19 protein-coding genes are annotated in these 26904 nt (G+C 36.7%); 9 read left to right on the forward strand and 10 right to left on the reverse strand.

Features of this window, described 5'->3' with window-relative positions:
• Positions 1-13 precede the first annotated feature (13 nt).
• The 10 genes from malQ to ABFC98_02200 form a co-directional block, all read right to left on the reverse strand.
• Positions 14-1477, reverse strand: coding sequence for a 4-alpha-glucanotransferase (gene malQ / locus ABFC98_02155; protein ID MEN6444831.1), 1464 nt, complete (start codon positions 1475-1477; stop codon positions 14-16).
• On the reverse strand, positions 1477-2478 hold the full coding sequence (gene holA, locus ABFC98_02160; GenBank protein MEN6444832.1) for a DNA polymerase III subunit delta: 1002 nt from the start codon (positions 2476-2478) through the stop codon (positions 1477-1479). The genes malQ and holA overlap by 1 nt, the downstream gene beginning before the upstream one ends.
• Complete coding sequence (locus ABFC98_02165) at positions 2478-3293, reverse strand: undecaprenyl-diphosphate phosphatase (protein ID MEN6444833.1); 816 nt, start codon at positions 3291-3293, stop codon at positions 2478-2480. Before ABFC98_02165 ends, holA begins: the two co-directional genes overlap by 1 nt.
• Before the next feature lie 9 nt (positions 3294-3302).
• Positions 3303-4592, reverse strand: a complete 1290-nt coding sequence (locus tag ABFC98_02170) for a divergent polysaccharide deacetylase family protein (GenBank protein ID MEN6444834.1) — start codon at positions 4590-4592, stop codon at positions 3303-3305.
• Positions 4576-5379 carry a hypothetical protein gene (locus ABFC98_02175; GenBank protein ID MEN6444835.1) on the reverse strand — a complete coding sequence of 268 codons (804 nt, stop codon included), beginning with the start codon at positions 5377-5379 and terminating at the stop codon, positions 4576-4578. The genes ABFC98_02170 and ABFC98_02175 overlap by 17 nt, the downstream gene beginning before the upstream one ends.
• Before the next feature lie 101 nt (positions 5380-5480).
• Positions 5481-6959, reverse strand: a complete 1479-nt coding sequence (locus tag ABFC98_02180; GenBank protein MEN6444836.1) for a hypothetical protein — start codon at positions 6957-6959, stop codon at positions 5481-5483.
• A complete protein-coding gene (locus ABFC98_02185; protein ID MEN6444837.1) occupies positions 6956-9880 on the reverse strand; it encodes a tetratricopeptide repeat protein in 2925 nt (974 codons plus the stop codon). Before ABFC98_02185 ends, ABFC98_02180 begins: the two co-directional genes overlap by 4 nt.
• Before the next feature lie 8 nt (positions 9881-9888).
• Positions 9889-15378 carry an ATP-binding protein gene (locus ABFC98_02190; protein MEN6444838.1) on the reverse strand — a complete coding sequence of 1830 codons (5490 nt, stop codon included), beginning with the start codon at positions 15376-15378 and terminating at the stop codon, positions 9889-9891.
• Between the two features lie 41 nt (positions 15379-15419).
• Entirely contained in the window at positions 15420-16307 is an 888-nt protein-coding gene (locus ABFC98_02195; protein MEN6444839.1) for a lysophospholipid acyltransferase family protein, read from the reverse strand.
• A gap of 79 nt (positions 16308-16386) precedes the next feature.
• The gene (locus ABFC98_02200) at positions 16387-16698 is read right to left on the reverse strand and encodes a thioredoxin family protein (protein ID MEN6444840.1); all 312 of its coding nucleotides are present in this window, start codon (positions 16696-16698) and stop codon (positions 16387-16389) included.
• A gap of 523 nt (positions 16699-17221) precedes the next feature.
• Here ABFC98_02200 and ABFC98_02205 point away from each other — a divergent pair.
• From ABFC98_02205 to ABFC98_02245, 9 genes are all read left to right on the forward strand, one after another.
• On the forward strand, positions 17222-18541 hold the full coding sequence (locus tag ABFC98_02205; protein MEN6444841.1) for an inositol-3-phosphate synthase: 1320 nt from the start codon (positions 17222-17224) through the stop codon (positions 18539-18541).
• Between the two features lie 60 nt (positions 18542-18601).
• Positions 18602-19708, forward strand: a complete 1107-nt coding sequence (locus ABFC98_02210; GenBank protein ID MEN6444842.1) for a CDP-glycerol glycerophosphotransferase family protein — start codon at positions 18602-18604, stop codon at positions 19706-19708.
• 3 nt (positions 19709-19711) lie between these two features.
• Positions 19712-20410, forward strand: a complete 699-nt coding sequence (locus ABFC98_02215) for a sugar phosphate nucleotidyltransferase (GenBank protein MEN6444843.1) — start codon at positions 19712-19714, stop codon at positions 20408-20410.
• A gap of 118 nt (positions 20411-20528) precedes the next feature.
• Entirely contained in the window at positions 20529-21725 is a 1197-nt protein-coding gene (locus ABFC98_02220; protein MEN6444844.1) for a pyridoxal phosphate-dependent aminotransferase, read from the forward strand.
• A gap of 1 nt (position 21726) precedes the next feature.
• On the forward strand, positions 21727-22302 hold the full coding sequence (locus ABFC98_02225; GenBank protein ID MEN6444845.1) for a hypothetical protein: 576 nt from the start codon (positions 21727-21729) through the stop codon (positions 22300-22302).
• A complete protein-coding gene (locus ABFC98_02230) occupies positions 22299-23732 on the forward strand; it encodes a sigma-54 dependent transcriptional regulator (GenBank protein MEN6444846.1) in 1434 nt (477 codons plus the stop codon). Before ABFC98_02225 ends, ABFC98_02230 begins: the two co-directional genes overlap by 4 nt.
• Positions 23729-24661: a sugar ABC transporter permease gene (locus tag ABFC98_02235; GenBank protein ID MEN6444847.1), complete on the forward strand. Its 933-nt coding sequence runs from the start codon at positions 23729-23731 to the stop codon at positions 24659-24661. Before ABFC98_02230 ends, ABFC98_02235 begins: the two co-directional genes overlap by 4 nt.
• A gap of 11 nt (positions 24662-24672) precedes the next feature.
• Positions 24673-25659 carry a carbohydrate ABC transporter permease gene (locus ABFC98_02240; protein MEN6444848.1) on the forward strand — a complete coding sequence of 329 codons (987 nt, stop codon included), beginning with the start codon at positions 24673-24675 and terminating at the stop codon, positions 25657-25659.
• Between the two features lie 12 nt (positions 25660-25671).
• A partial coding sequence (locus ABFC98_02245) for a DUF2723 domain-containing protein (GenBank protein ID MEN6444849.1) occupies positions 25672-26904 on the forward strand: 1233 nt, incomplete at its 3' end.

Consider the following 26904-nt stretch of genomic DNA (forward strand, 5'->3'; position numbering starts at 1 on the left):
ATTTTATTTAAAATTAATATATTAGTTCATCCAAACGCCACTGCCAATTACCTAAAGCAGTTCCGGGAATATTCATTCTTGCTTCATCTCCCAAGCCCAATATATCTTGTAAAGGAAAAATAATCTGTTGGCATCCGGAAGATAAAGCAATATGTCGCATAATGGCAGAAATGTTATCAGCGTTTAAAACAGGATGATTATCCATTAATCTGTGTTTTAGGCAATATTCTTGTAAATGTTTAAGTGAAGGCGAATCGGGAGAAAGTGATTCAAACCAACCCCGAAGAGTGTGATTGTCATGCGTTCCAGTATAGAGCCATCTTTCGGAAGGATAATACTGAACTTCCGGAACACTTTCTTCAAAACAAAACTGTAGAATTATCATTCCGGGAAAACCAAAGCTATCCCTAATTTTGCATACATTCTGATTTAAAACGCCTAAGTCCTCAGCAATAAAATGTGCAGGCATATATTTTCTTAATAATAAAGGGAAAAAATCCTCTGGCAAAGCATTTACCCAAGAGCCATGCATAGCATTTTTGGGTAAAATTGGCTTTCCCTCTTTATCCCAATCCGGTTCTACCTGCCAATAATTTACATAACCGATAAAATGATCAAGGCGAAGTATATCCAAATAATTCAGTGCTTTACCGATTCTATCCAAAAAGAGCTTAAAACCATCCTGTTTTAAAACTTCCCATTTATAAAGAGGATTGCCCCAAAGCTGACCTTTTTCGGCAAAAGCATCTGGTGGAACACCGGCAAAATGTAAACGCCTGCCCTCATCATCCAAATCAAAATATTCCGGATGAGCCCAAACCTCGGCACTATCGTAAGAAAGGTATAAAGGCAAATCCCCCACTAAAATTATGCCAAGCTCTTTTAGGCAATTCTTAAAGCCAATCAGCTGCTCATTTACCAATGCTTGTGATGCTGCCCGAGTATGAACAAATTCTAAATCCAGCAAACGGATTTTTTGATACAGTTCTTCGCTATAATGTTTATGTTCTTCACTCCAATTATACCAACAGCTATCGTCATAAATCTTGCTTAAAGTGAGAAAAGTTAAATAGGGCTTTAAATAAGCGGCATTTTCTTCTATATAGTCATCTATGTTGTTGGTAAGCATCCAATTTGCTGTTGCTTGAGCCAGCATTTTATCCTTTAAAGCATAAACGCGTTCATATTGAGTAATGCTACCAGGTGGTATATGCACTTTTTCCAACATTCTTTGATTGATTAATCCCTGTTGATAAAGTAATTCAGGACTTATCAGATAAGGATTTAAAGCAAAAGCGGAAAGAGGATTATAAGGAGAATTACCATAGCCGCAATGAGTTACAGGTAATATCTGCCAGTATGTATATCCTTCTGCTTTCAAATAGGCAGCAAAATTAATTGCTTCCGGACCAAAATCTCCGATACCATAATTAGAAGGTAATGAACTGATATGCAATAAGATACCTGTTTTATGCATTATGCTTCCAAAACCTTGATGAGGCAAGTAGTAAGTAAAATTCTGGCATCTGCAACGGAAAGTTTAAATTGATGATCGGTCTCCAATAAAATGGCAAATATCTTTTCCAGTGAATTAAGCGTACATGAGGTTGCTAATGATAAGAATTCCTTCCTCTGGTTATAATAGATATCCTCAAGATGCTTAGAGATGATTTCGCTATCGGAAATATGAGCTTTTTTCAATAACAAAATATGCCAGATGTTGTTATAGAACTTATTAAATTGGAAAAATATCTGTAAGAAATCCCAGTTAGCGTTAAGCATTTTTTCCATTGCTTCAATTGCTTGCATTGTTTGTTTTCTGCCTAAGGCACGATAAAAATCAATCAGGGTTCCTTTGCGGGTTGTTCCCAAACTTTTCATAACATCCGTATCGGTGATTGTTTTTTTATCCGAAGTTAGGATGTCCAATTTATTAAGCTCATTGGCTGCATTATAATAATCCAGTTCCACTCGATTGAGGAATTCTTCAATGGCTTTATAGGTCATAGTTTTATTCATTTCTTTCAGAGTGTTGTCCAGCCAGGAACGAATCGCAGAGCCAAAACGAGGCGGTTCACAATTAATTACCTTTGTCTGAGATTTAATTTTCTTCCAGATATCATCTTTAAGCTCAATCTTTTCTACTACAATAGCCAGACATTGAATTTCGGATGGTTCAGCTAAATAGCTAAGCAGTATCTTTTGTCCTTTTTCATTCATCTGATCGGCATTTCGGATAATAACAAGTTTAGCGGAAGAGAAGATGGAATAGGTATCCAATAAATCAGCTAATTCAGCACTTTTCACTTCATCGCCATAGATAATAAATACATCTACATTGTCTTTCTTTTTCAGGGTCGCTTTTAAGATATCAAGAATTCTATCCACAAGATAGGAATCTGCGCCAATAAGTAGATAGGAAGAACCCAAATGCACACTGGCAGAAGTAAAATCAAGAGCTAAAAGGGGTGATTCCATTAAAATCCCATTGCGATCATACAAATAGAGATTAAACCTGCCACCCAGCAATATATGCCAAAGTATTTTAGCCGGCTCATTTCAATTAAACGGATTAAAAACGCAATAACTAAATAACCAACCAGAAAAGAGCTAATGAAACCAGCAAAATAATTTACGGCAAGCGCTGAATTAAGCGTAACCAGTTCTTTATAGGCAGAAAGATTACCTGCCAAAATTGCCGGTATGCTTAATAAAAAAGAATACTGAGCCGCATCTTTGCGTTTCATTCCCGTTGCTAACGCATAGGCAATGGTAGTTCCGGATCGAGATATTCCAGGGATAATGGCAATCCCCTGTCCCAACCCAATAATAATTGCCTTGAAAAAGCCCAAGTTGGAGGATGGGATACCTTTATCCTTAAAATAATCGGAAAGAAAAACAATGCTGCCCGTTAATAGTAAGAAGAATGCCACCAGCATCGGTAAAGCAAAAGCAAGTTCAAAATAGTCACCACAAATAAGATAGACAGCTCCCGTCGCCAGAGTGGATATTAACAGATAATAGACCAAAGTTCTGTTTTTACGATGCTGTTCGCGATTTACCGTATTACCCCAGCAAAAAAGTGACTTAAAAAGCTCCCAAAGGGTCTTACGGAAATAAATAAGAACCGCTAACAAAGTTCCTAAATGTAAGAAGAGCTCAAAACCAATGTCACTGCTATCTCCTATGCCAAAGAAATGTTGAAATAATACCAAATGCCCTGAACTGCTGACCGGTATGAATTCCGTAAGACCTTGTAAAATGCCCAGAAGAATTGACAGGATAAAACTCATTACTAACCTCTATAGTATTTCCGGAACATTGAATTTATCAATTTCCGTGATAGGAACCAAAGTAAAACCTGCGGCTTTAAGTCGGTTTATTATTTTTTTTATGTATTGCAGCTTATCATAATTATGACAGTGTGTGATGGCTATTACATTATCATTCAGATTAGAAAGCTCAATAATCTGATTCAACTTTGCGTCCATAGTAGATTGGCTGATATTGGGAGAATCCAGAAAGAGATCATTCCGATAACTCTTTAAATGTTGTTTCCTTGCTACTGAATAAGCAACTGAAACATTCGTAGTTCGGCTATCCAAAAAGAAGAGATTATGCTTTTTAAGGGTTTCCATAACTGTGCTCATAACATCTTCATCTGTAGTAGCCAAACTGCCCATATGATTATTTACTCCTGCACAATAAGGAAGTTGGTCAATAAAACGATTTAGGATCTTTTCAATCTGCCGATCATCATATTGAACTAAGATAGCATTATCTCCGGGATTTACTTCCGGGTATCCGATTGGTTCCATAGGAATGTGAATTATAGTAGTTCTTCCCTGCTTTTTTGCTCTTTCCATAGTAAGCACACTGTATTTCTCATCAGGAAAAATGGCAAAACAAATTTCTTTATCCAGAGATAGAAAACCTTCCAGCAGGTCTCCTCCAATAATGCCAAAATCATCAATTACCAGAGTAATAGTCCTATTTTTCTGTTTCTTTTGATATAAATCGGAATCATAATATATGTTTATCTGATACTGTTTGGGTGCTTCGGAGAAATTAAATAGTAAGGTCTGCTTTCCAGGATTGTCTGTCCCTCGGATAAATTTTCCACCTCCTCTTTCCAATTCTCCTTTAAATATCATATTTGCATAAACCAGATCCATAACGGATTTATCAATGGGGACATTATAAACGATGATATCATTGGTTTTATTTTTTCGGTAGTAACTTGCTGGAATACCGAGTTTATTTATGGTGGAGCCAATTACTGCTTCCGGACTATTATTCTTGGCAGTTGGTTCTTGTTTTGTAAGTTCTTTCACTTTTGATATTGTATTTGTTTTATTGATTTTCTTATCTGCAAAATGCTGCTTTTTCTCTTTATGCTTCATTGTATTGGGTGTTCCTGCACTATCAGCTTCGGTAGTTTCTCCGGTCTGATTATGATTAGTGACAGGTTCCTTCGTTATCCACCAAATAAGGACACAACAAATAAAGCCGATTAAAATTAAAATTCCAGGTCCCTTGTTCGTTTTGCGTCTTTTTATCTTGCGCAGTTTCTTTTTATGCGTTTTGGGCATAATTAGACCTCAATATATGAGAAAAAGGTAAAAAGTAGTTAAGTAGAAAACTTAATAATTGAATAATCGGGTAGAAACACAGATTGGATACTAAGAAGGCACCGACCAGAACCAGAAAATTGGAAAATATGTCTTGTAATGCCATAAAAGGATATAGCTGAAATTGAAAACTGAACCCAATCTGATTGCCGATTATATTTATAAAAGGTATTAAGGCATATTGTAAAACGATTTCATAGATGCGAACGGCAAAGAAAACCATCAAAATAACTACTATTGCATAGCTCAGTAACGTTAACCGGTTTTTTCTCGCCCAGATAAGAAATGACTTAAGAGCATATTTATAGCTATATTGCTTCTGATAGAATGGTGTTAAAACAACATTTGACATATAATGATATAATATTAGGATACAAGTATATATCTTTAACAGCAGATACAAACCAGATTTAATGGTTCCTTTGATACCATAAAAATATGCTATGAAATTGGATAATGCGTAGATAATTAAACCAATCAAAACTAAAGCCATCACGCTTACATTCAGCTGAATAAGCAATTCCAGATATTCATCGGAAGAGCAAGAATATAGTAACTTCAGCTTAATCAGCATATAAAGCACAAAAGCAAAAATGATCAAAAAGCTTAGCAAAGGCAAATAATGAATGCGAAAACTGAGCAAACTGGTAGCTGAGGATACTAAGCTTTTACTATCTATCCAGTATAAAAGAGTGATTGGCGCTATGAAAACTTGTATTCCGTTATAATCTCCAAACAGAACTTTCATTATGCTCCGAATAAAGTTCCCTGCTGTTAAGTGCATTATCTTCCTTTTAATTATCTTTTAAAATCTGCATCCTGAATGTATTGATTTCTGTCAATAAAATCCTAAAAACGATGTTTTACACCTAAGTAAAAGTTGCGTCCCCTACCCGGTTGCTCAGAAAAAACCCACTGCTTGCGATTGAACAGATTAGCAAGCTGAACATAAATTGCCGAGTCATCCCTATTATATTCTGCTCCGATATTTAGAACGAACGCTTCAGGAAGATCATTGCCTAAATGATCTTTAGTAAAATAATGCTGTAAAACATCCAGATTGAAAAACCAAACATCATAGTTATAAGAAAAACGCGAATCCAGATTTAACAGAGATCGGTAGGGAACTCTCTCGTAATTATCTTTGCTTAAATATGCAAGATCCAATTCAATATCCTGATGCATATTAAGCTTATCCAGTTTAAAAAAAGCATCCAATGTCGTCTGATTGGAGAAGATATCAGTATAGCGAACGCTTGGAATACGATACACAACACTATTTATCAAGACAGGACTGTCAACTTCATAGAGCAGCTTATTTTTCAGATTCAACCGTGCTAAAGAAAAGTTTAGTTTCTCAGGATAGAGATAATCCAAACTGGTTATAAAATTGAGGGGAACCTTTTTAAGTTTGTGAGCGTCACTAAAAGCAATCCAGGGAGATGCTTCCAGAAAAGACAGATAATCGTTACTCTCCAGAAGTGGTTCATTAGCCAAACTAAATACTCCAAAGCCGTTAACAGGATAGCGATATAAAAATTCTATAGAAGGGATGACATTGTAGGCATCCGCAGTCAAATTAATTCCTACTTTAGGGAATCGCTTAAATTCATCCTGATAGAGGGATGCTATTTGGATTCCAGCATCTCCCTCTTTGGTAAGTAATTTTGCTTTAATGTCCCACGGCTCGATCTCCATACTGGAAGCAAGATATAGATTAAGATAATTTCGTTTGTATGGGACTTCCGCAATCTTTTGATAGAGATAGCTGTAGCTTAATTGTGCGGAGATATCTTTAAAATTGGTTTCACTTAACTCAAAATAAGGTCTATAATAACTGATATTAAAATCCATCATTGTATTATCATAATCATCACCCTGCGAGGACACATTCTGAATCCTTAAGGAGAGAGGAAATTCTGGATTAATCAGCGCTCCCAGAAATAAATTATTATGAATGGAAAGCAATTCAGGAATCGGGGAACGCATATCTAAAGTATTAGTTAACGCATTTATCAAGGAACTGGAAGGATAGTAGCTGATGAAACTATTGAATCCATAATCAACATTACCCTCAAATTGCATATAGCAACGATGCTTGATTGTTTGCACCTCTGTCGGTTTTTCTGGCTCAGGAGACACATAAGGCACAAAAGCAGGTAAACTATCACCCATATCTGGTAAAGGTGAAAAAAGTAAAGACCTTCTATATAAATAAGGTTTGAAGGAGTTCTCCCCAGTAACCAATAATTCTGGTTGTTCCTGGACTTGAGCCGTTAGGACTTCCAGAATTATTAATAATGCAATTGTAAAGATAGAGCGTTTCATCTCTTTCCCTCCATAATCTCGTTCAGTTCTTTTTTATCTATTTCGTTCAAATTCGTTTCGTATTGTCTAAAATATGCCTTTGCCTCTATGTTTGCTCCCGAATCAAGTAAAGACAGCACTAAATAATAAACTGCACCGCTCTGAATATCTTTATATTCTGGAGAAAGAGCCATCACTCTTTTTAAAGTAGCTATAGCGGAAGAGTATGCTTTTGTGCTATAATCAATCATCCCAATCATCAGATAAGCGGAAGATTGATCATAATCGGCAAAACTATTGTTTATTATGTAATCAGCCAAATCTCTTGCCTCTTCAAAACATTCTGCACTATAGAGCTGACGCAAGCGGAGCAAATATACTTCCGGATGATCATCCAAATAGGCAGAGCCAAGTTTCCACAGCTCATCAAAATTTTGGTACTCATTGGCTTCGGAACACTTTAGCATTTTAACCCAGATTTCTCCATCTGGATTACTATCATAGGCAATGCGATATTTTTCCAAAGCTGAATCATAGTTACCGACTAAAAATTCGAGTTCCGCCCATTTTAAAAGGGCTTCTCTATTTCCACTTTCCTGATAGATACTGGATAGTAATGTATCCGCATCTACCAATTGATCAAGTTCCATCAAGCCAGTGGCCATAATCAGTTCGATATCTTCCTTTTTGCTTGGGGGAAATTTCGCCTTTATTTGTTCAGCCGTAGCCAGTAAATCATTCCATTGCACTTTATCAGCATAGCACTTCACGAGTATATAATTTAATTCAAATTTGATGTATTCACTATAAAAACTATCGGGCAGCGCAAGCATTTCATTATAGACATTTTCATTATTTACTTTTTTCAAAGCCAGTTCCAAGCCATTTAAGGCATCTTGGATTACATTATACTGCTGATCATCAAAATCAACCGTATTTCTAAAATGAGCAAGAATATTTATCCAGTCATCAATGGCTTTTTCGTAATTACCCATATTATAATAAGCATTGGCTATATCAGATAATGCTTCCCAAAAATGAACCGATTCAGGATACTGTTCAATGAATGAGCTGTTTAATTCCACCGCGGAATTATAATCTCCCGCGGCAAAAGCAGATTTGGCAGCTAATAACAGATAGGTCTCTGGGCTACCTTTTTGTCCGGATATTTGAAGATATAAATCGGATGCTTCTTTAAAGCGTTTCATTTGATACAAACACAATGCCCGATAGCTAAGCGCTTCTTCTTTATGCAAAGTATCACTGGCAAATTGTTCCGCTTGTAAAAACTGCGCAAGAGCAGAAGAGTAATCCTTTCTTGCCAACATTATATTACCTTTTAGAAGACAAACATCATAATTGAGTGTAAGGTCTTGCAAAAATTCTTCACTTTTAGCATAGTTATCCTGATAGTAATATATCTGAGCAATTCTTAAAGCCGTAAATGATTTTTCCGGCATCCTATCATATAAGTAAAGATAATTCTGCAAGGATGATTCATAGTTTGCCAAAAAGAAATCAATCTCCGCCTGATAGAATATTGTCTCCTGGATCAAAGGAGAATTGGGATAGAGTTCTGTAAATTCTTGAAAAAGAGATTTTGCTGCCATATAATCCTTTTCCAGATAATCTATATAGCCAAGATAAAACCATGCCCTATCTCTTCTGTTTCCAGTAGGATATAGATTCAAATATCGATTGAATGCTGCTTTTGCCAATTCAATGCGGCCTGCAGCATAAAATGCTTCCGCAGTTAAATAATCAATCCTACTCATTAACTCACGGGTTATAACATAGTGTTTGGCTTGAGCCAGTTGTTTGATTGCATCAATATAATTTCCACTTTGATAGTAAAAATATCCCAGGGTATAATATAGTTCCGCTTTCATAAACTCATCGGAGGTCTGTGACAGATAGCTATTCAATTGTTCAATTGCCGCTGCGGGATTTATCTCATAGCTCAATTTGAGATGTTCCAGCAGGGCAGGTATGGCTATTTCTTTTTCTGGGGTAGTTGACAAGACAGCTAAAAGTGAATCTGCTTGTTGTTTCTTACCTGAGTTGATATGCAGCAGCGCTTTATAATATTGAAAGCGAGGAGAATCTTGTTTAACTTTTGGTAATAGTCCTGCCACTTTTATGTAGTCGGAATCTTGCAAGTATCTCCGGATGCAAATATCAATAATTTCCGCAGGAATGGTTTTTTCTTCCAGCTGATTATCCATAATAAATTGATCAAAATCGGCATAGCGTTCATTGGAGAGTAAAAATTCCAACCAGAGACGAGCATAATTATAAAAATAATCGCTTTCAGCAGCTTGTGTTTTTAATAGTGTCAGCGCTTCTTCATCTTTTCCCAGTTGCAGATAAGTAGAATACAAAGCATAGCGAATTGCCTCGTTAGTGGGAAATGCCTTTGCTGCCTTAGTGTATGATTCTTCTGCAGCATAAAACTGTCCCTGTTTGAAATATATATCACCCCTTAGATGATCGGCAAGGTCATTATACAGTGGATTCCCAATTTTTCTTTCCAACTGCTGTAATAAAGACAGCGATGCATCATACATTTTTAATTCACTTAAGCAATAAGCGTAATTCAGTATCAAATCGGCAAGCACAGTTTGATTTAAGTTTACTTTCAGCAACGGTTCAAAAATGTAAATGGCGGTTGAATAATCTCCTCGTTCCATTGCCAGATTTCCTTCTATGTATTTTACATAAGGAAGATAAGGTGAATCGGGATAAGTAACCTTAAACATAATTATTTCTTTCTCCAAATTAGGAGAATCACCTTCTTGGACGAGTTCTGTTATATACTTATAAGTGTATGTATCACTGCTTGTTTCCGCCATCACTGAAGAGCCATCTTCTTTTACAGTTGGCTCAGCTGCATATAAGCAAATCAGGAATAGGGCAAACAGAGCGGTATAAATCCATTTCATTAGATTTGTTAAACCTTGCTTTTAGGTTTTAATGGTATAGATACAAAGACAGTGGTGCCTTCGTTTTCTTTACTCTTAATCCAAATTTTACCGGAATGCAATTCTGCAATGCGTTTGGAAGTAGTTAATCCTAAGCCAAGTCCACTGCTACGATATTCTATGGTCCCAGATTTATGTGCATAAATTTCGTTCAGTTCATAGAATTTCCGAAACACATTCCTTAGTTGATATTCAGGTATGCCGATTCCATTATCTTGAACATAGATGACTAATGCTTCTTTTCCATCTATTTTTTCACTTTGGAATGCTGATTTTCGTGCACCAATAATCACGGTGCCAAAATCATTGGTAAAGCGAATGGCATTTAAGACCAAATTATATACCATCAAATGCAGTGCTTCCCAGTTAGCTTTAATGGGTGGCAAATCTTTCTCAACTTCCAATTTTATAAACATCTTGCGATTGCGGGAAAGAATTTGCACTTCCTGATATACGATTTCCAATATTTCCTGCACGGACAGAGTTGTAAGAGGTAAAGAATTGGTTAAGTTATAAGTATTCATTGTCGTAATATCATTGGTAGTGAGAATCAGCTTTTTTACCGAATTTTCAATCTTGTTTATGATATCCGTTCTTTCTTCTTCATCAGCAAAGAGATTGCGTTTCAAACGAGTTACATAACCCTGCAAAGTTGTTAAAGGAGTATTTAATTCGTGTGCTACAATAGCCATAAATTCATCCTTCAGCGTTTCAAATGTATTAAGTTCGTTATTCTTTTGCAGTAAATTCTCGTAGAGCATAGCATTCTTTAAGGCAATATTAATTTGCTCCAATAGCAGCTTGATTATCTCGATATTTAAATACATCTCCCGCGTGTTATCGTTCAAATTATCCAGATAGATATATCCATAAACAGCGTTATCTACAATCACGGGAGCACAAAATATTGTATGCAACACATAATCTTGAACGCTAATAGCGCTTTTAAAACGGTTGTCTTCCACGGCATTGTAAGTAGATATGATTTCCTGACTACTTTGAGACGAGCTTAATACTGTTTTACTCACTCCGGAAACTACCGGTAAAATTTGTTTGGCAGAATTTAGCTGCACTTTATAGATAATAGTTCCATCGCTGTCTCTTTTAATCAGAAAACCCCGCGTGCTATTGGTAAAATCTATGCAAGCGGCAACAATAGCCGTTTCCAGTTCATTTATATTTACCGTTCTCATTAAATTATGCGTAATGGACATCAACTGGTTCATTTTTGCTATGCGCAGAGTAATCTGACTAAAATCCTCTATTCTAATAAGCAAAGCGGCAAGATGTTGTTTTGTATTGCGCATAATGGATAATTCTTGTTTAGTGTAAGGCATTTCTCCTTTATCGGAAAGTTGCAAAAACCCAATCCGTTTAGAGCCAATCTGAAAAGGAACTATCATTAAATGCCTGTTATCTTGTTCAAAGACAACCGGACTATCCATTTTATACGCTTTTTCTATGTAGGGCACAAATTCTGCGCTGAATAAATTATCCTTCCCTGTATTATAGCTTTGGAAACAAGAATAAGAAGACATTCTATCTGAATATTGCATCAAGCAGAATTGCCAAGGAGATAAAACTTGGATCAGGCCTTTCTCTATCAGAAATTTTATTCTGTCTATGCTATTAATGTTAGTTATATTAAATAGCATCTCATTCCATTTTTTGATAATTTCTCTTGTGCGTGATGCAGTGGGCAATAGAGTAAACTTTTTCAGGTTATTCAAATAATAGAGATTTACGCTTAAATAGTTCTGCCTATCGTCATTGCTGATGTTTTCGGTTATTTTCTCCAGATATGCTTTATATTTTCTCAATTCTTCCGCGGCAAAATCATCTTGCTTCAGCTCTGTGAGTATTTGGATTTTTATTTGATACAATTCAACATTTAGCTGATAATACTCGTAGGAACTCCAATCCTCCAGATATTCATTCACTTTTCTTAAAATTGCTCGCAAGGGAATGTCCGCATCCAAAAGGTCAAGTTTTAAGGATAGCACATTCAATTCGCATTGCCAATAACGATATTGATTTTCTCTAATAATAGGCGAAGCTATTTCGATAAGTTCACGAGCTCGTTCCACCTCCCCCAAGCCATAATAGCAACGGATTTGTAGGACATAGAAGACCGCTATTGCATAGTTATTGTTAATCTCACCTGCATAACGCAAGGCAATTTTAAGTTCATTCAAAGCACCTTCAAAGTCCTTTTCCGCCATTGCTGACAAGGCAAGGGCATTATGATAAAACTCTTCCTCATTTATATGTTTGTAATTGATATGTACATTTTTTGCTAATAATTTTCTCAGTTTTTTGGCATTTGCCGTTTCGTGCAAATAATAGAAATAGGTCTTTACCAGAGGATTCAATTCCTTTATCTGACCATTGATTAATTCCGGCTCATTGTCCATAATGAAACTGAAGTAATGCCCAAAACCCTTAATTTTACTTTTTGCCAAGGCAAGGTTTCTTTTCACCGCCTGAAGAAAAATATTGCTACCTTTGGAAAGAACCAGTGATTCGCATTCCAGCAATTTTTGCTCAGCCGTAAGAAAATCTCCCATTTTAATTTTTGCTTCACCTTGATTCAACAAAGCCAATGCTTTGGATACAAGAAGATTAAGCTCATCCGAATATTGATATGCCAGTTCTGAATAGTGTTCTGAGATAACCGTAAAACCCTGTCTCAGATACAGATCTGAAATATTATTGTAAATAAGCCCCAAATAGCGTTTGATATTGTATCGACGCCAAAGATTTAAGGATGTAAAAAGATGATCATTCGCTTCTTCTATTTTTTTCTGCTCACTGTAAAAAACACCTAAGTCATTATGAATAGCCGCCAAACAGATCATAACATTAGCATTATGCTCGGGAGGCAATTTTTCCAGATAGTCCTCTACCGTCTTAATTGCCATATCCAAATCTTTCATCAATGAATAGTAAACAGCCAGACGATCGATGAAAGTTATTTCCAGTTCGAGAGTCATTTTTTGCTTTAGAGCTTTATCCACATAATACTTCATTTTCTCAGTATCTATCTTAGCATAAACTCGCGAATAACCAAGCCAAATAAGTAGTTGCTGTTTGCCTGTAACGATGAAATTTTCAGCTTGTTGATATATAGTGAGTGCGGTCTGTATGTTTTCCGCCATCAAATCTACCGTCCCCAACAGATAATACTTCTCAAAAATATCAGGAAAATTGCTGAATTCCTGAATAATGAAATTGGCTCTTTCATAGAAACCAGTTATTTCCGTTTTTTCCTGAAACTTGTTGATATCGGTAATAATATCTTTTACGGATATTTGCAGGGAAGGATCCAAATCCAGATTCAGCACATTCAAAATTGCTTCAAATGCTTCTTCCTGTCTATATTCCTGATTCAGCAAATCATACATTTTCAAATAGTAGAAGCGCGCGCTAACTGGATCGTTAGCTATAAAGGAATTGATAATTAAACCCCGGCAGGATTCATAATCCAAGATTGTTTCTTTGGCATAGAACTTCAGCACTCTTTGGGATATTAAGATATGCATTTTTTCGTTGCATTCTTTATATAGACGCTGTTTTGCTTCCTTGATGGTAAAATAATAATTCTTTCCGTGTTTCCTCAATATTTCGTTATAAATGCCATCATTTAACAAAGAATACAGTTCCGTATCCTTTATTTTTAAGATAGAAAGCATCAGTTCTCTACTTAAAGGTGTCTGCACTATGCTCAATTTTTGCAAATGCAGATAGTTTACTTCTTTTAAATGGCTCAAGCGAGAATATATTGAATGTAACAGACGATTTGGCAATTGATAATCAGAAAGATTCTCAGGATAGTGCATCACCTTGTTATAATAAAGTTTATTGCGTTGAGTAAGGTCAATCAGGATTTCCACAATAAATTGAGGATTTCCTGCAGAGCGTTTGTATATCTCCGTGACTAATTCTTCCGGCACCTCATCTTTATGATATGTAGAAGTAAAACTTGCCAGTAAACGGTTTATATAACTGCGGCTTTCTTCCAAATTCAAGCTGGGAATATTAATCAGCACACTATGCTCAATCTGGTTTATTTTATTGTAATCATTACTGCTGATAACAATCATTATAGGATGTTTTACTATATAGGAAGACATATAATTGAGAAAATCAATCGTATTATGATGAACGAACTGAAAATTACGAATGATGAATATAATGGGTTTATCACTGGAAATGTCTATCAGCAAGCTTTTAACGGATTCAAAATCAAGTTTCAATTCACTGCTGGATTGAGTGACTGTTTTCGCTTCTTGTTCAGAACCAAACAGATACAAGCGGAATTTTTCCGAAATCATTTTCAGTCCGTTGTATTTTTGCATATCTTCATTGCTGAGGGATTGCACAAATTCTTTAACTAAAGCAAAAAATGCCTCATGATCAGTTTTAGAACAAGTATAGTCATAAATAAAGTATTTACCGCTGAAGAGATGGTAACGAAACAAGGAAATGATGCTGTCTTTCCCCAATCCATCTCCCCCAATCACAGAAATTATTTTGCCGTTTCCTTTTTCTATCACCGGAATATAATCAAGAATTTGATGCGAGAATTTATCTCTTATCAGGTAGCTATTGAATTTTAAAGTATTGATCATCGACCAGGAAACGGAAAAAGGATATTGCACAGGTTGAATTCTATTGATGTAATTTACGATTTCTTCACTATCAGTAAAACGATTATCCGGATTTTGATCCAACAGACGCAGGATTAATTTTTCCAGAGCCAAAGGGATATTTTTATTCAATTCACTGGGAAAATTGGGAATTATATATTGATTGCCACCCGTTATTAATGCTGATATTTGATCTATGCTAAAAGGAAAACTGCCCGTAGTAAGTTTATATAATATAACCCCTAAAGAATAAAAATCGCTGGCTTTGCTCGCCGGTTTACCCAAATAAACCTCAGGAGCAAGATAAGGAAGAGTTCCAGAAACCGCTTGAGAATCTCTGTTTGTGTCTATTTTGGAAAAACCGTAATCCAACAATTTAAGCACTATAGTATTCCCTTCCATTCTGTAAAGCACATTTTCCAGTTTCAAATCCTTGTGCAATATGTTTTGGGTATGCAAGGCATTCAAAGCATAACAAATCTGGACGGCAATTTCATATATTTGATTTATTTTATTTTTACCGAACTTGAAGGTGGAAAGCTGTTTACCATCAAAAAATTCACATAGATAATATATGTGGTCACCAATATTGCCAAAATCTACGACTTTACTAAGATTTGGATGTTCCAAGCGAGTTATATGGTGCATTTCTTCCGCAGTAAATCGCGAGTATAATTCCTCCGAAGATATATATTGAAACAGTTTCAAACTGTATATTTTCCCTGTTCTAATATCACGCACCTTAAAAACATTAGCCCAAGAACCGCTGCCTAATTGCTCCAAAACCTCATAACGGTGGTCAATAAACATAATTATTCTCCCTTGCCTTTAGGAATATTAACGCCTTTCCATCAGGCAAGCATATTGCAGGAATGCTTCCATCTAAGATGAACCCAAAACCATTGTTCTGGATGTTTATTAATTTGCTGCTCCAAAATCTTATCCAGTTCTGCCAAAATTACTTTATAGTTCTCTTCTTTATCTTCCCAATCTGGGTGCAAAATAGGTGGATAAAATTCTATCTCAATTTTATCATCATCTGTTCTAAGTGCGAAACTTGGAACTATAGGAATTTGATAACGCAAAGAAATTTTGGCTGCTCCTTTCCAGTGAGAAGCGGGAAATCCTAAAAAATCCATCACTAAACCAGACCCACCTGCATTTTGATCAATCAGAAATGCTACTACTCTATTTTCTTTTAATTCCTTTAGCATTTCTCTTAAACCGCGTTTCATATTGATTATGTGCATTCCACATCTTTTCCGAATTGCATTGGTATAGTTATCAAATAGGACATTTCTTTGGGGTTTTGCAATTCCACTAAGTGGAATACCTGCTTTGGGTAAAACTCTGGCTGCTTCCCAATTTCCGTAATGAGCGGTAGCTAATATGGCACCTCTATTCAAAGATAATGCCTCATCAATATGTTCTTTCCCTCTTAGCCGGATATTGTTATAAAGCGTATTATCATCCATAATATAGCTCTCATAAACTGATAGCGCCATATTACGGTACATTTTTTTTATGATTGCAGTTCTTTCTCGGGCTGTCTTATTGGGATAAACCTTGCCAATTTGTTTTAGAGCAACCTTTTTACGAATTCCAATAACCATACCTCCAAACCAGAATAGACCTTTAAGCACTGCTTTCGCCATCTGGGAAGGTAATATTTTTAATCCTGCCAAAGCTATTCTAAAACTTATATACTCTATGTTATTGGTCAGTTCTTGATTAGGCACTATAGGTTCCTCGTCAGTCCACAAATTCTCAAGTTGCCATTATTTTTTTCTGCCTTGAACTGACAAGTATTATCTTGTTTCAGGAATTAATTCGTTCTAATCGCTTTACAATTACACCTACTGAGACAACTCCGATAATGGAATCCACCAGTTTTCCGCGTTGATAAAATAACAAAGTGGGGATACTATGAATACTATGTTTATCTGCCAGAGCAGGATATTCATCTACATTAATTTTGTAGAATTCCATTTCCGGATACTCTTTTGCTATTTCATCCATAATTGAACCCAGAACTTCACACGGACCACACCACGGCGCCCAAAATTCTATCACAACTTTCGCTCCGGATGTTGCTTGATCAAAATTCACATCATTTAAGTCCTTAATCATTTCACTCTACCTTCTCTAATGTCATATTGGCTAAAATACCAGCTTATTAGAAACCTGCATTCCCAAAAGAAGTCCCATAAAATATAATAATCCGATATCTCGCTTTTGCCAAATAATATCTGTTGCATCCGCCTTTAACAAAACTAATATTTACACTTACCATTAGTGACCCAAGGGTATTTATTCGCTAACCCATCCTTACTCGTAAGCGCTATGTTTTTCAGAACTATGCTATAACCATCCCATATTTTAATACGGGATGGTTATGCGATGGTTACCGGTTATATATGCCTTGCGAGCAAGTACGCATTCACCCAAATATATGCTGCATAGTCCATAGTAGCTACCATACTTATTGGAGAAAATATTCTGGGTGGTGACAATGCTGTGCAATTCTCTCTCCCTTTTAGGCGGATAATCCCTACCTTTAATAAGTGATTATGACCAGCGGATTGTGCTTGACACAAGTGCAATTACATAATAAGTGACTCTAAATAAGCAAATGAATGAAAGGAGAAATAAAATGCTTAGAGGTAATGAAATAAAACCTGCCGAGGGTAAACTTGGCGTTCTGTTGGTTGGTTTAGGCGCAGTTAGCACTACTTTTGTAGCTGGAGTGCAGGCAGTAAAAAAAGGCATCGCCGAGCCCTTTGGTTCGGTTTCACAGATGGCAACCATTCGTTTAGGCAAAAGGACAGAAAATAGAACTCCTCTTATTAAGGATTTTGTCCCCCTATCAAACCTTGGCGATTTGGAATTTATGGCTTGGGATATTTTTGAAAACGATGCCTATGAAGCCGCTCTTAAAGCAGGAGTTTTGGAAAAAGAACTGCTAAGTAAAATTGAACCTGACTTGCGTTCTCTCAAACCTCAGAAAGCGGTTTTTGATAATAAATATGTAAAAAAACTACACGGCACCAATGTTAAAACCGGCGTTAACAAAATGGACTTGGCACAGCAATTAATGGAAGATATCAAACATTTCAAAGAAGCAAAAAATTGCAGTCGTCTCGTTATGGCTTGGGCTGCCTCCACTGAGGTCTATTTAGAAGCAGATCCCGTTCATAATACGCTGGAAAGTTTTGAACAGGGCTTAAAAGATAACCATCCTGCCATCGCTCCTTCAATGATTTATTCTTATGCTGCCCTAAAAATGGGCGTTCCTTTTATCAATGGAGCTCCGAACTTAAATCTGGAAATTCCGGCTTTAAGAAAGCTGGCGAAAGAGAAAAAAGTTCCCGTGGGCGGTAAGGATTTTAAGACAGGCCAAACCCTGATGAAAACAATTATCGCACCTGGTTTGAAATCAAGAATGGTTGGAATTAGTGGTTGGTTCTCCACAAATATTTTGGGTAATCGAGACGGTGAGGTCTTAGATGATCCCGATAGCTTTAAAACCAAAGAAGTAAGTAAACTTTCGGTGCTGGAAACCATTCTGGAACCCGATAAATATCCCCAGCTCTATAAAGACCTCTATCATAAGGTGCGGATTAATTATTACCCTCCTCGTGGCGATAATAAAGAAAGTTGGGATAATATAGATATTTTTGGTTGGCTCGGTTATCCGATGCAAATAAAGATAAATTTCCTGTGCAGAGACAGCATTTTAGCCGCTCCTGTTCTATTGGACTTGATTTTATTTATGGATTTGGCACAGCGTTGTAATCTGTCGGGAGTGCAAGAATGGCTTTCTTTCTTCTGGAAATCCCCGATGACAGCTCCTGGATTGTATCCGGAAAACGACCTCTTCATTCAACAAATGAAATTGAAAAATACGCTGCGTTATATGATGAAAGAAGACCTTATAACTCACTTGGGACTGGAATATTATAACGAAATGTAAAGAAAAAGTATGGAGCTTCCCTCCATACTTTATTTTATTTTTGTAATCCTTAAATAGATAATGAAGAAGATAAAACTCCTGTTTCGTATTGGTTACGCTTATCATAAAGCTGCCTTTGATCCTATTATAGACCTCTTGCTGAATGATGCTAAATACGATGTCTGGTTCTCTTTGGATATGGAAAAGATCAAATATGCCTTTTTGGAATTTCCTTATAGAGAAAGAATAATTGAGGACTGGAAAAAACTTGGTTATCGTTTTACGAATGAGACCAAGGGCTTTGATATTGTTATTGCCGGCGATACCCTTCGCAATGCAGAGGACTATGGAAAAACCCTTTTGATTTTTTTGAATCACGGAACAGGTATTAAAAATATACTCTATCGTAATTTGGAGCGTTCTCCCGGGGTGAAATATCAAATTTTTGTGGAAGGACCTCACCGAGTTGAGTCATTGTTAAAATGCCCCTACTTAGGTAAAAGTGAAGTTCACTTAATTGGTTTGCCCAAACTGGATTATTATTTTCAGGGCAAATTTGAGCGGGAAGCAATATTAAAACGCTGGGGAATGAATCCTGACAAAAAAACTGTGCTCTTTTCCCCTAATTATAAACCCACTTTTATGTATGAAATAAAATACGATATCTTTGAACAAACCCAGAACTATAATCTGATAATAAAACTTCATCCTTACAGTTGGATGGGAAAATATGCACCGCATAAGCAACACAGAATATTTGAAAAAAGAGTGAAAAAATATCCTCATTCCGTTCTTCTGCCTTTTAATGAATTCAATATCGTTCCTTATTATGCTGCCGCTGATACTATTTTAAGCGAGGCATCCAGCACTGTCTTTGATTTTATTGCCCTCAATAAATTTGGCATCGTTTATGATCTTGATTGTGATAAATTGAACCATTCCGATGGCCAACCCCTGCTGGAAATTGATAACAGGGAATTTTTAAAAGGAGCTTTTCCCCATATTCAAAACGGTAAACAACTCCCCAAAGCGATTGAGACCGCCCTAAATCCAAGCCCTGAAATGATTGCCAAAGCCGATGAATTTCGGAATAAATACTTTTTCGGTTTGGATGGAAAAGCCGCTCATCGCTTTATCGCAAAAATGGAAATGCTCTACTCTGAAGGCGGTCACGAAAATGGAGCATAAGTTATGAAGGGAGTTATAATTGCCGCTGGAATGGGAAGTCGGCTTTGGAACACAACGAAACAAATTCCTAAAACCCTGCTGCCATATAATGAAGGAACTATTTTGTCCACTATTATGGCACAATTGCAATTGGCTGGAATAACAGAACTAATTGTCGTAGTTGGTTTTAAGAAAGATTATATCATAAATTACTTGCACAATAACCCACCTTCCATACCCTATACAATAGTGGAAAACCCCGATTGGAAAAATGGTAACGCCCTGTCCGTTTATAAAGTGAAAGAATATGTAAATGATGAGCCATTCCTACTTTCAATTTCTGATCATCTGGTAAAACTGGAAGCGCTGCAAAAAATCATTGAATATCCTGAAAGAATTAATCTTTTGCTTACCGATCCCTTTTATAAAGACAATTTTGATGTAGATGATGCTACAAAAGTGCAAACCGAAAATGATTACATAACTGCTATCGGAAAAGAACTGGCTAATTATGACGCTTTGGATTGTGGAATTTTTCGTTTGGAATCGGACTTCTTTTCTGCCGTGGAAAAAGCAGTTCAAAATGGTAAGGAATCCATTAGCAATGCCATCACGGAATTGATCTTCGTAAAACGCATTAAATCCGTTATGCTGAATAAGCCCAATCTGTGGATAGATATTGATACAACAGAGGCATATAACTTCTCTAAGAACTTCTTTTAGCTTTCAAAAAATGGGCTGAGTTTTGGCAAACTTTAGCCACACCAAAATTTTCCTTGTCTTTTTTCTGCTTCTGTAAATAAAGGTATCAGAAGAAAAATAAGATAATAAGGATGTTAAAATGGAGCTATCTAAAAGAGCAAGAGAAATACAAGCATCTCCTATTCGGAAACTAAATCCTGTCGCTAACGCTGCAAAATCAAAAGGGATTAAGGTCTATCATTTAAACATAGGCCAACCCGATCTTGCCACTCCCCCTGAAATGCTGAAAGCATATCACGAATTTAATGATCAGGTCTTGGAATATGGTCCTTCTCAGGGTCTTGATTTATACAGAGAAGGACTGGTTAAATATTATCATCGTTATCATATTGAACTTACCCCTGATGATATAATCGTAACCACCGGCGGAAGTGAAGCAATTATTTTTGCAATGATGGTTACAGGTGAAGTTGGCGATGAAATAATTGTTCCCGAGCCATTCTATACAAATTATAATGGTTTTGCTAAAATGGCAGGTATTAATCTGGTGGCGCTAACCACTTATGCTGAAAATGGTTTTGCCCTTCCTGATGATAAAACGATTGAAGCAAAAATAACTAATAAAACCAAAGCGATTATGCTCTGTAACCCCGGAAATCCTACTGGCACAGTATATAGCAAAGAGGAAATTTTCCGCATTGCTGATTTGGCAAAAAGAAGAGGACTCTATTTTATCTCTGATGAGGTCTATCGCGAGTTTATTTATGATGGTTTAACTCATACCAGCGTTATGGAAGTGCCCGATTTTGAAAAAAATGCCATTTTGGTGGATAGCGTTTCCAAACGCTATAGCGCTTGCGGAGCAAGAATCGGTTGCATTGTTAGTAAAAATAAGGAACTGATGGCTTCCGTGTTAAAATTTGCCCAGGCACGTCTTTGTCCTCCCACAGTTGATCAGTTAGCTGCCAATACTGGTATTTATTTACCGGAAAGCTATTATGAGGAAATTAGAATTGAATATCAATCTCGCAGGGATTTGGTTCTGAATGAACTGAAAAAAATCCCTCGCGTTGTTTGTCAGAAACCGGAAGGGGCTTTTTATGTCCAAGTAAAACTTCCTATTGAAGATGCCGAGGATTTTATTATCTGGATGCTGAAAAACTTCCAAATAGATCAAGAAACAGTTATGGCTGCTCCCGGAGAGGGATTTTATGCCACTCCCGGCTTAGGAAAAAATGAACTGCGTATTGCCTACATCCTTTGCAAAGAAGATCTGAAAAAAGCAATGAATGTCTTTGCCAAAGGGCTGTACGCTTACCAACAAATCCATAAATAAAATGAAAGATTTACCTCCTGCCATTCTTGAAGGACTCATCCATAATGTTCGAACTCCTTTAAACCTGATTTTAGGTTATGTTCATCGCCTCAAACAACGAGTTGATTGTGATGAAGCAGATCAAATTTACAAGGCAGGAATTAAATTGGAAGACATCCTGCAAGAGACCTGGGAAGCAATTCAAATTCGCGGGGGAAAAAGTTCAAAGACAGCCCTTAATACTTGGTTGAATGCAGAACTTAGCTTTTTGCAAAATTACCTGGAAATTAAACATCGCTTTCTTTTCACTCCCCATTTTTTCGAAAAAGAAGTGTTAGGAAAAATCAGTCCCATCTCATTAAGCGAATGGTTTGAGGCATTATTACTGCATATAACCTCAAAAGTCCCTGAAAATCAGATAACAATGCAGATATTTGTTACCTTGCAGGGACTAAAAATCTTTGCCAGCGGTAACAATTTACTTGCCAGTGTATTGCCTGAAGATCATTCTGCTAAGTATCTCTGTTTTAATAAAGATATCACGGTTGACGCCAAATATGAAAACGCCAATCTGGTAATCGTGGTAAAATTGGTATGAACGATACAACCAAACCCAGAATTTTGATTGTGGACGACAGCATAGAGACATTGGAACTCTTTGAACTGCAGTTGAAAGATAAATACCAAGTGGATACGGCTACCAGTTTGAAAGCAGGCAAAGGGCTTTTGGATAAATATGGTTATCATATTGCTATTATTGATCTTATCCTACCGGGAGAAAACGGGCTGGATTTGATTCAATATGTTACTCAAAGTTATCCACACACAGCTGTTATAGTAATTAGTGGCCAAGCATCAATTGAAACTGCAGTTGCCGCTATGAAATTAGGAGCCAGTGAATATTTGGTAAAACCCTTTCGTGATCTTGATATAATCAATATCCAAGTAGAAAAAATCTTACAAACGCAAAGGCTGATTGCAGAAAATAAACGACTGAACGCTATGTTGGACAGCGAAATTGAAACGGATATGATTATTGGTAATTCACCTGAAATTCAATCCCTCATTCAAACAGTGAAAAAAATCGCCAAACTGGATACGCCTATTCTTATAACTGGTGAAACCGGAGTTGGAAAAAGTGTTTTTGCCAATTTAATTCATCGTAACAGTTTACGCAAGCATCAAAAATTTGTGATCGTTAATTGTGGCAGCTTAACAGAAACCCTTTTGGAAAGCTTACTTTTTGGTCACAAACGGGGTTCCTTCACAGATGCTTACAGAGATAAAATCGGTTATTTTCAAGAAGCTAACGGTGGAACCCTCTTTCTGGATGAAATTACTGAGACCTCCCTTTCCTTTCAGGTAAAGTTACTGAAGGTTTTGGAGACAGGATTTTTTCGGATGGTTGGGGGTGAACAAGATGTGCATACAGATGTAAGAGTTATTGCCGCCACCAATAAAGACATCAAAGAATGCGTTGCCAACTGCACTTTCCGGGAAGATTTATATTACCGTTTAAATGTATTTCACTTAAATATTCCGCCTTTAAGAGAGCGTCGCGATGATATTAAAGTGTTGGCAAACGCTTTCACCAATGAATTCAGCAATAAATATAACAAAGGGGATTTGAAGCTTTCTCCGGAAGTGATCTCCATCTTTTTAAATTATGCCTGGATGGGCAATATCAGAGAACTGAAAAATGCCATTGAGCATGCAGTCATTTTAGCTGAGCATAATGTCATTTTACCTGAGGACTTACCTGAAAACATTGTTGCTTCTACCAATATTGTTTCTCCTACTTATCAACAGGAAGAATCCGGTGATTGGTTTTCCGCTAAACAAAATTTTGAAAAACGCTATCTGAATCAGCTGCTTACACAATGCAAAGGCAATTTCAGTAAAGCAGCTAAACTAAGTGGCATCACCCGAGAAAACTTGTATAATAAATGTACCAAACTGGGAATTAATTATAATCAATATCGTTCCCACAATCTACCTCACGAGGAAACGAAGGAGACAAAAGTATGAAAACGAAGTGGAAAATATCGCCCTATCTTTATGTCCTTCCAGCGTTGTTTTTGTTGCTTGCTTTCCGTCTAATCCCTATTGTCATGAGTTTTGTAATCAGCTTTTTTGATTGGTCACTAAAGGGAACGGGAAAATTCATCGGGTTAATGAACTATGCTAATATGTTGAAGGATGATGTTTTCTGGCAATCTATGGGCAACACACTTTGGTTAGTAATAATTGTAGTTCCTGCCAGCATTATCTTTTCATTGCTTTTTGCCGTTCTGCTAAATAACATAAAAGCGCTCAAAGGTCTTTTTAGAACTGTCTATTTTATGCCTTATGTAACTTCTTTGGTTGCCGTATCCATTGTCTGGAAACTGATGTTTAACGAGCAGACCGGTTTAATGAACATATTACTTAGTTATGTAGGAATTGCTCCTCAAAAATGGCTTTCCGAATCCAGGGGAATTTTCCAAATGTTATTTTCGGGTTTGGGCATAAACTTGAAAGGTTGGATCGGAGGTCCTTCGCAGGCACTTTTTTCCATTATCATTATGACTGTTTGGAAGGGGCTGGGTTATAACACAATCATCTATCTTGCCGGTTTGCAAAATATTTCCAAGGTCTATTATGAAGCAGCGGAAATAGATGGTGCCAGCAAAACCAGACAATTCTTCAAAATTACTCTGCCTTTGGTTTCGCCAACCACTTTTTATGTGCTGATAATGACAACCATCGTTACTTTTCAGACCTTTTCGCAGGTATATTTAATGACGGATAAAGGGGGTCCCCTAAATACCACCAAACTGATTGTTTACTATATTTATGAAAAGGGCTTTGATACACTGGAAATGGGTTATGCGAGCGCCGTCGCTTTAGCTTTATTTATAATCATTCTGGGTTTAACCATTTACCAGAAACGGCTGGAAAAGTATGTTAATTATTAAGGAAGTGCATAATGGGTGAAACAATAAGAATGACGCTTATTTATATAGTTCTCATTATTTGCGGACTGGCAATGATCATTCCTTTTTTATGGATGCTTTCCACTTCATTGATGACCCAATCGGAATTTAACAAACAGGAAAGCGTTTTTATTCCCAAAGAGACATATTATGTTTGGGATAAGGGAAATCAACAACAGAAGATAATTTTGGTGCAGGAAAAGGGCAAGATTAGCGTAGTTCATATATTAAACAACGATAATAAGATAATTGAAGAATATAAGGAAGTTCCCTCTGCGCAAGTAAAAAAGATTACTAAAGTCCCCAGTTTCCATTGGGATAATTATATTAAAGCATTTAACAAAGTTCCTTTCGCCATCTATTTTAAAAATACTATTTTAGTTAGTTTATTCACTTTGCTGGGTGTGTTAATTACTTCTCCGCTGGCAGCTTATGCTTTTGCCAGGATGGAATTTTTCGGTAGGGATTTCTTGTTCTATCTTTTTTTAAGTATGATGATGGTTCCTGAGCCAATTTACCTTGTTTCTTCTTATGTTTTACTGGATAAAATTAGTTGGCTTGATACTTATCAAGCGCTTATCGTTCCTTGGTGTGTAAACATTTTTACCATATTTTTGTTCCGGCAGCATTTTAAATCCTTGCCGCAAGAACTTTTTGATGCAGCCGCCATTGACGGATGTAGTACTTTTGGAATGCTATGGAGAATTATGCTTCCTCTTTCCAAACCAGTGATTGCCACTGCTTCCATTTTTTCCTTGATTGGCAGTTGGAACAGTTTTATGTGGCCATTGGTTATGACTAACAGACCAGAACTAAGGGTGTTACAGGTAGGGCTTAGTTATTTTAATCAGGAAGCATCCACGCAGACCACTTTACTGATGGCTGCTTCCACTTTCAGTATTGTGCCCATTTTGATTTTGTTCTTTATGGCACAAAAACAAATCATCGCCAGTTATGCAAAAGCAGGACTAAAGGACTAAAGGAGAAAAACAGTGGATGTAAAAGACATAAAGAAAAAAGCACAATTGCAAAAAGCGAAAGAATCCGAAAAAATAACAAAAGAATATCAAAAACCAGTTCCGCATATTATTATTGACGATGAATCGCTGCGTCCCCAAAATATTGTTCCTATAAAGCTGAATCGCTGGATTGCCTTAAGTGTTTTTATCGTCACTTTAATTGTATATATGTGCACTCAATCCCGCACTATGAGTTTTTGGGATAGCGGAGAATATGCAACCTGTATCAGCATTTTGGGGGTTCCTCATCCGCCTGGAAATCCTTTTTATATTTTACTGGGTAGAGCTATTGTAGCCATTTTCGGTGGTTTTATTCCGCATGCCATTTTGGCAGCTTTTATTTCCGGACTTTTTAGCGCCCTGGCAGTTATGTTCACTTATCTAATTGCCATTAAGTTAATTAGTATGATGAAAGTGAAGCCCTGGGAGGCAATTTTCGCAGGTGTTATCGCAGCTTTTTATACTGCTTTTTCTTTCACTTTTTGGATGAATGCAGTGGAAGCGGAGGTTTATTCGGGTTTGGTTTTCTTTGTAAACCTAATTTTCTGGCTTACTTTAACCTGGGTTCAGAAGAGCAGGGACTTTTCGCATCAGAACATTTTACTGTTAATTGCCTATCTGTTTTTCTTGGGTTTTTGTGTTCATCAAACTGCCTTACAGATAGCGCCCGCGATGTTGTTCATTGTATGTTATCCTCTTTTGCGGCAAGGCATTAAACAAGGCAGTTTTTTCCCGAAACTCATTATTTATTCCATCTTTTTATTAGTGGGATATTTCCTCTTTGGAGTAGTGGGAAAAAATGTTCAAATTGACGATCTGGATAAAATGGGTTTTGCACTTGTAGCAGTTATTATTATGTTTATTGAGCTAAGAAAGGTTTTGGATCGCAGAATTTGGCTTTTGGGAATTGCCTTAGTTTTAGTTGGGCTATCTTCACATATTTATTTAATGGTTCGAGCCGGGGAGCGACCTTTTATCAATGAAGGCAATCCCAGTAATTGGAAAATGTTTCAAGAATATGTATTACGCAAACAATATGGCAATACCAGTTTTGTACAAAGGCGCGGCAATTTCTTTACCGATCAGTTAGGTTATCACTTTTTACGCTATTTTAATATGCAATGGTTAAACGAGCCATTTTTTACCAAATTTTTAGGAGTAACTTCTGGCTTGCTGAAACCCATAGCTAATATTTTCATTGCTTTT

The sequence above is a fragment of the Candidatus Cloacimonas sp. genome (genome assembly GCA_039680785.1).
Lineage (GTDB): Bacteria > Cloacimonadota > Cloacimonadia > Cloacimonadales > Cloacimonadaceae > Cloacimonas.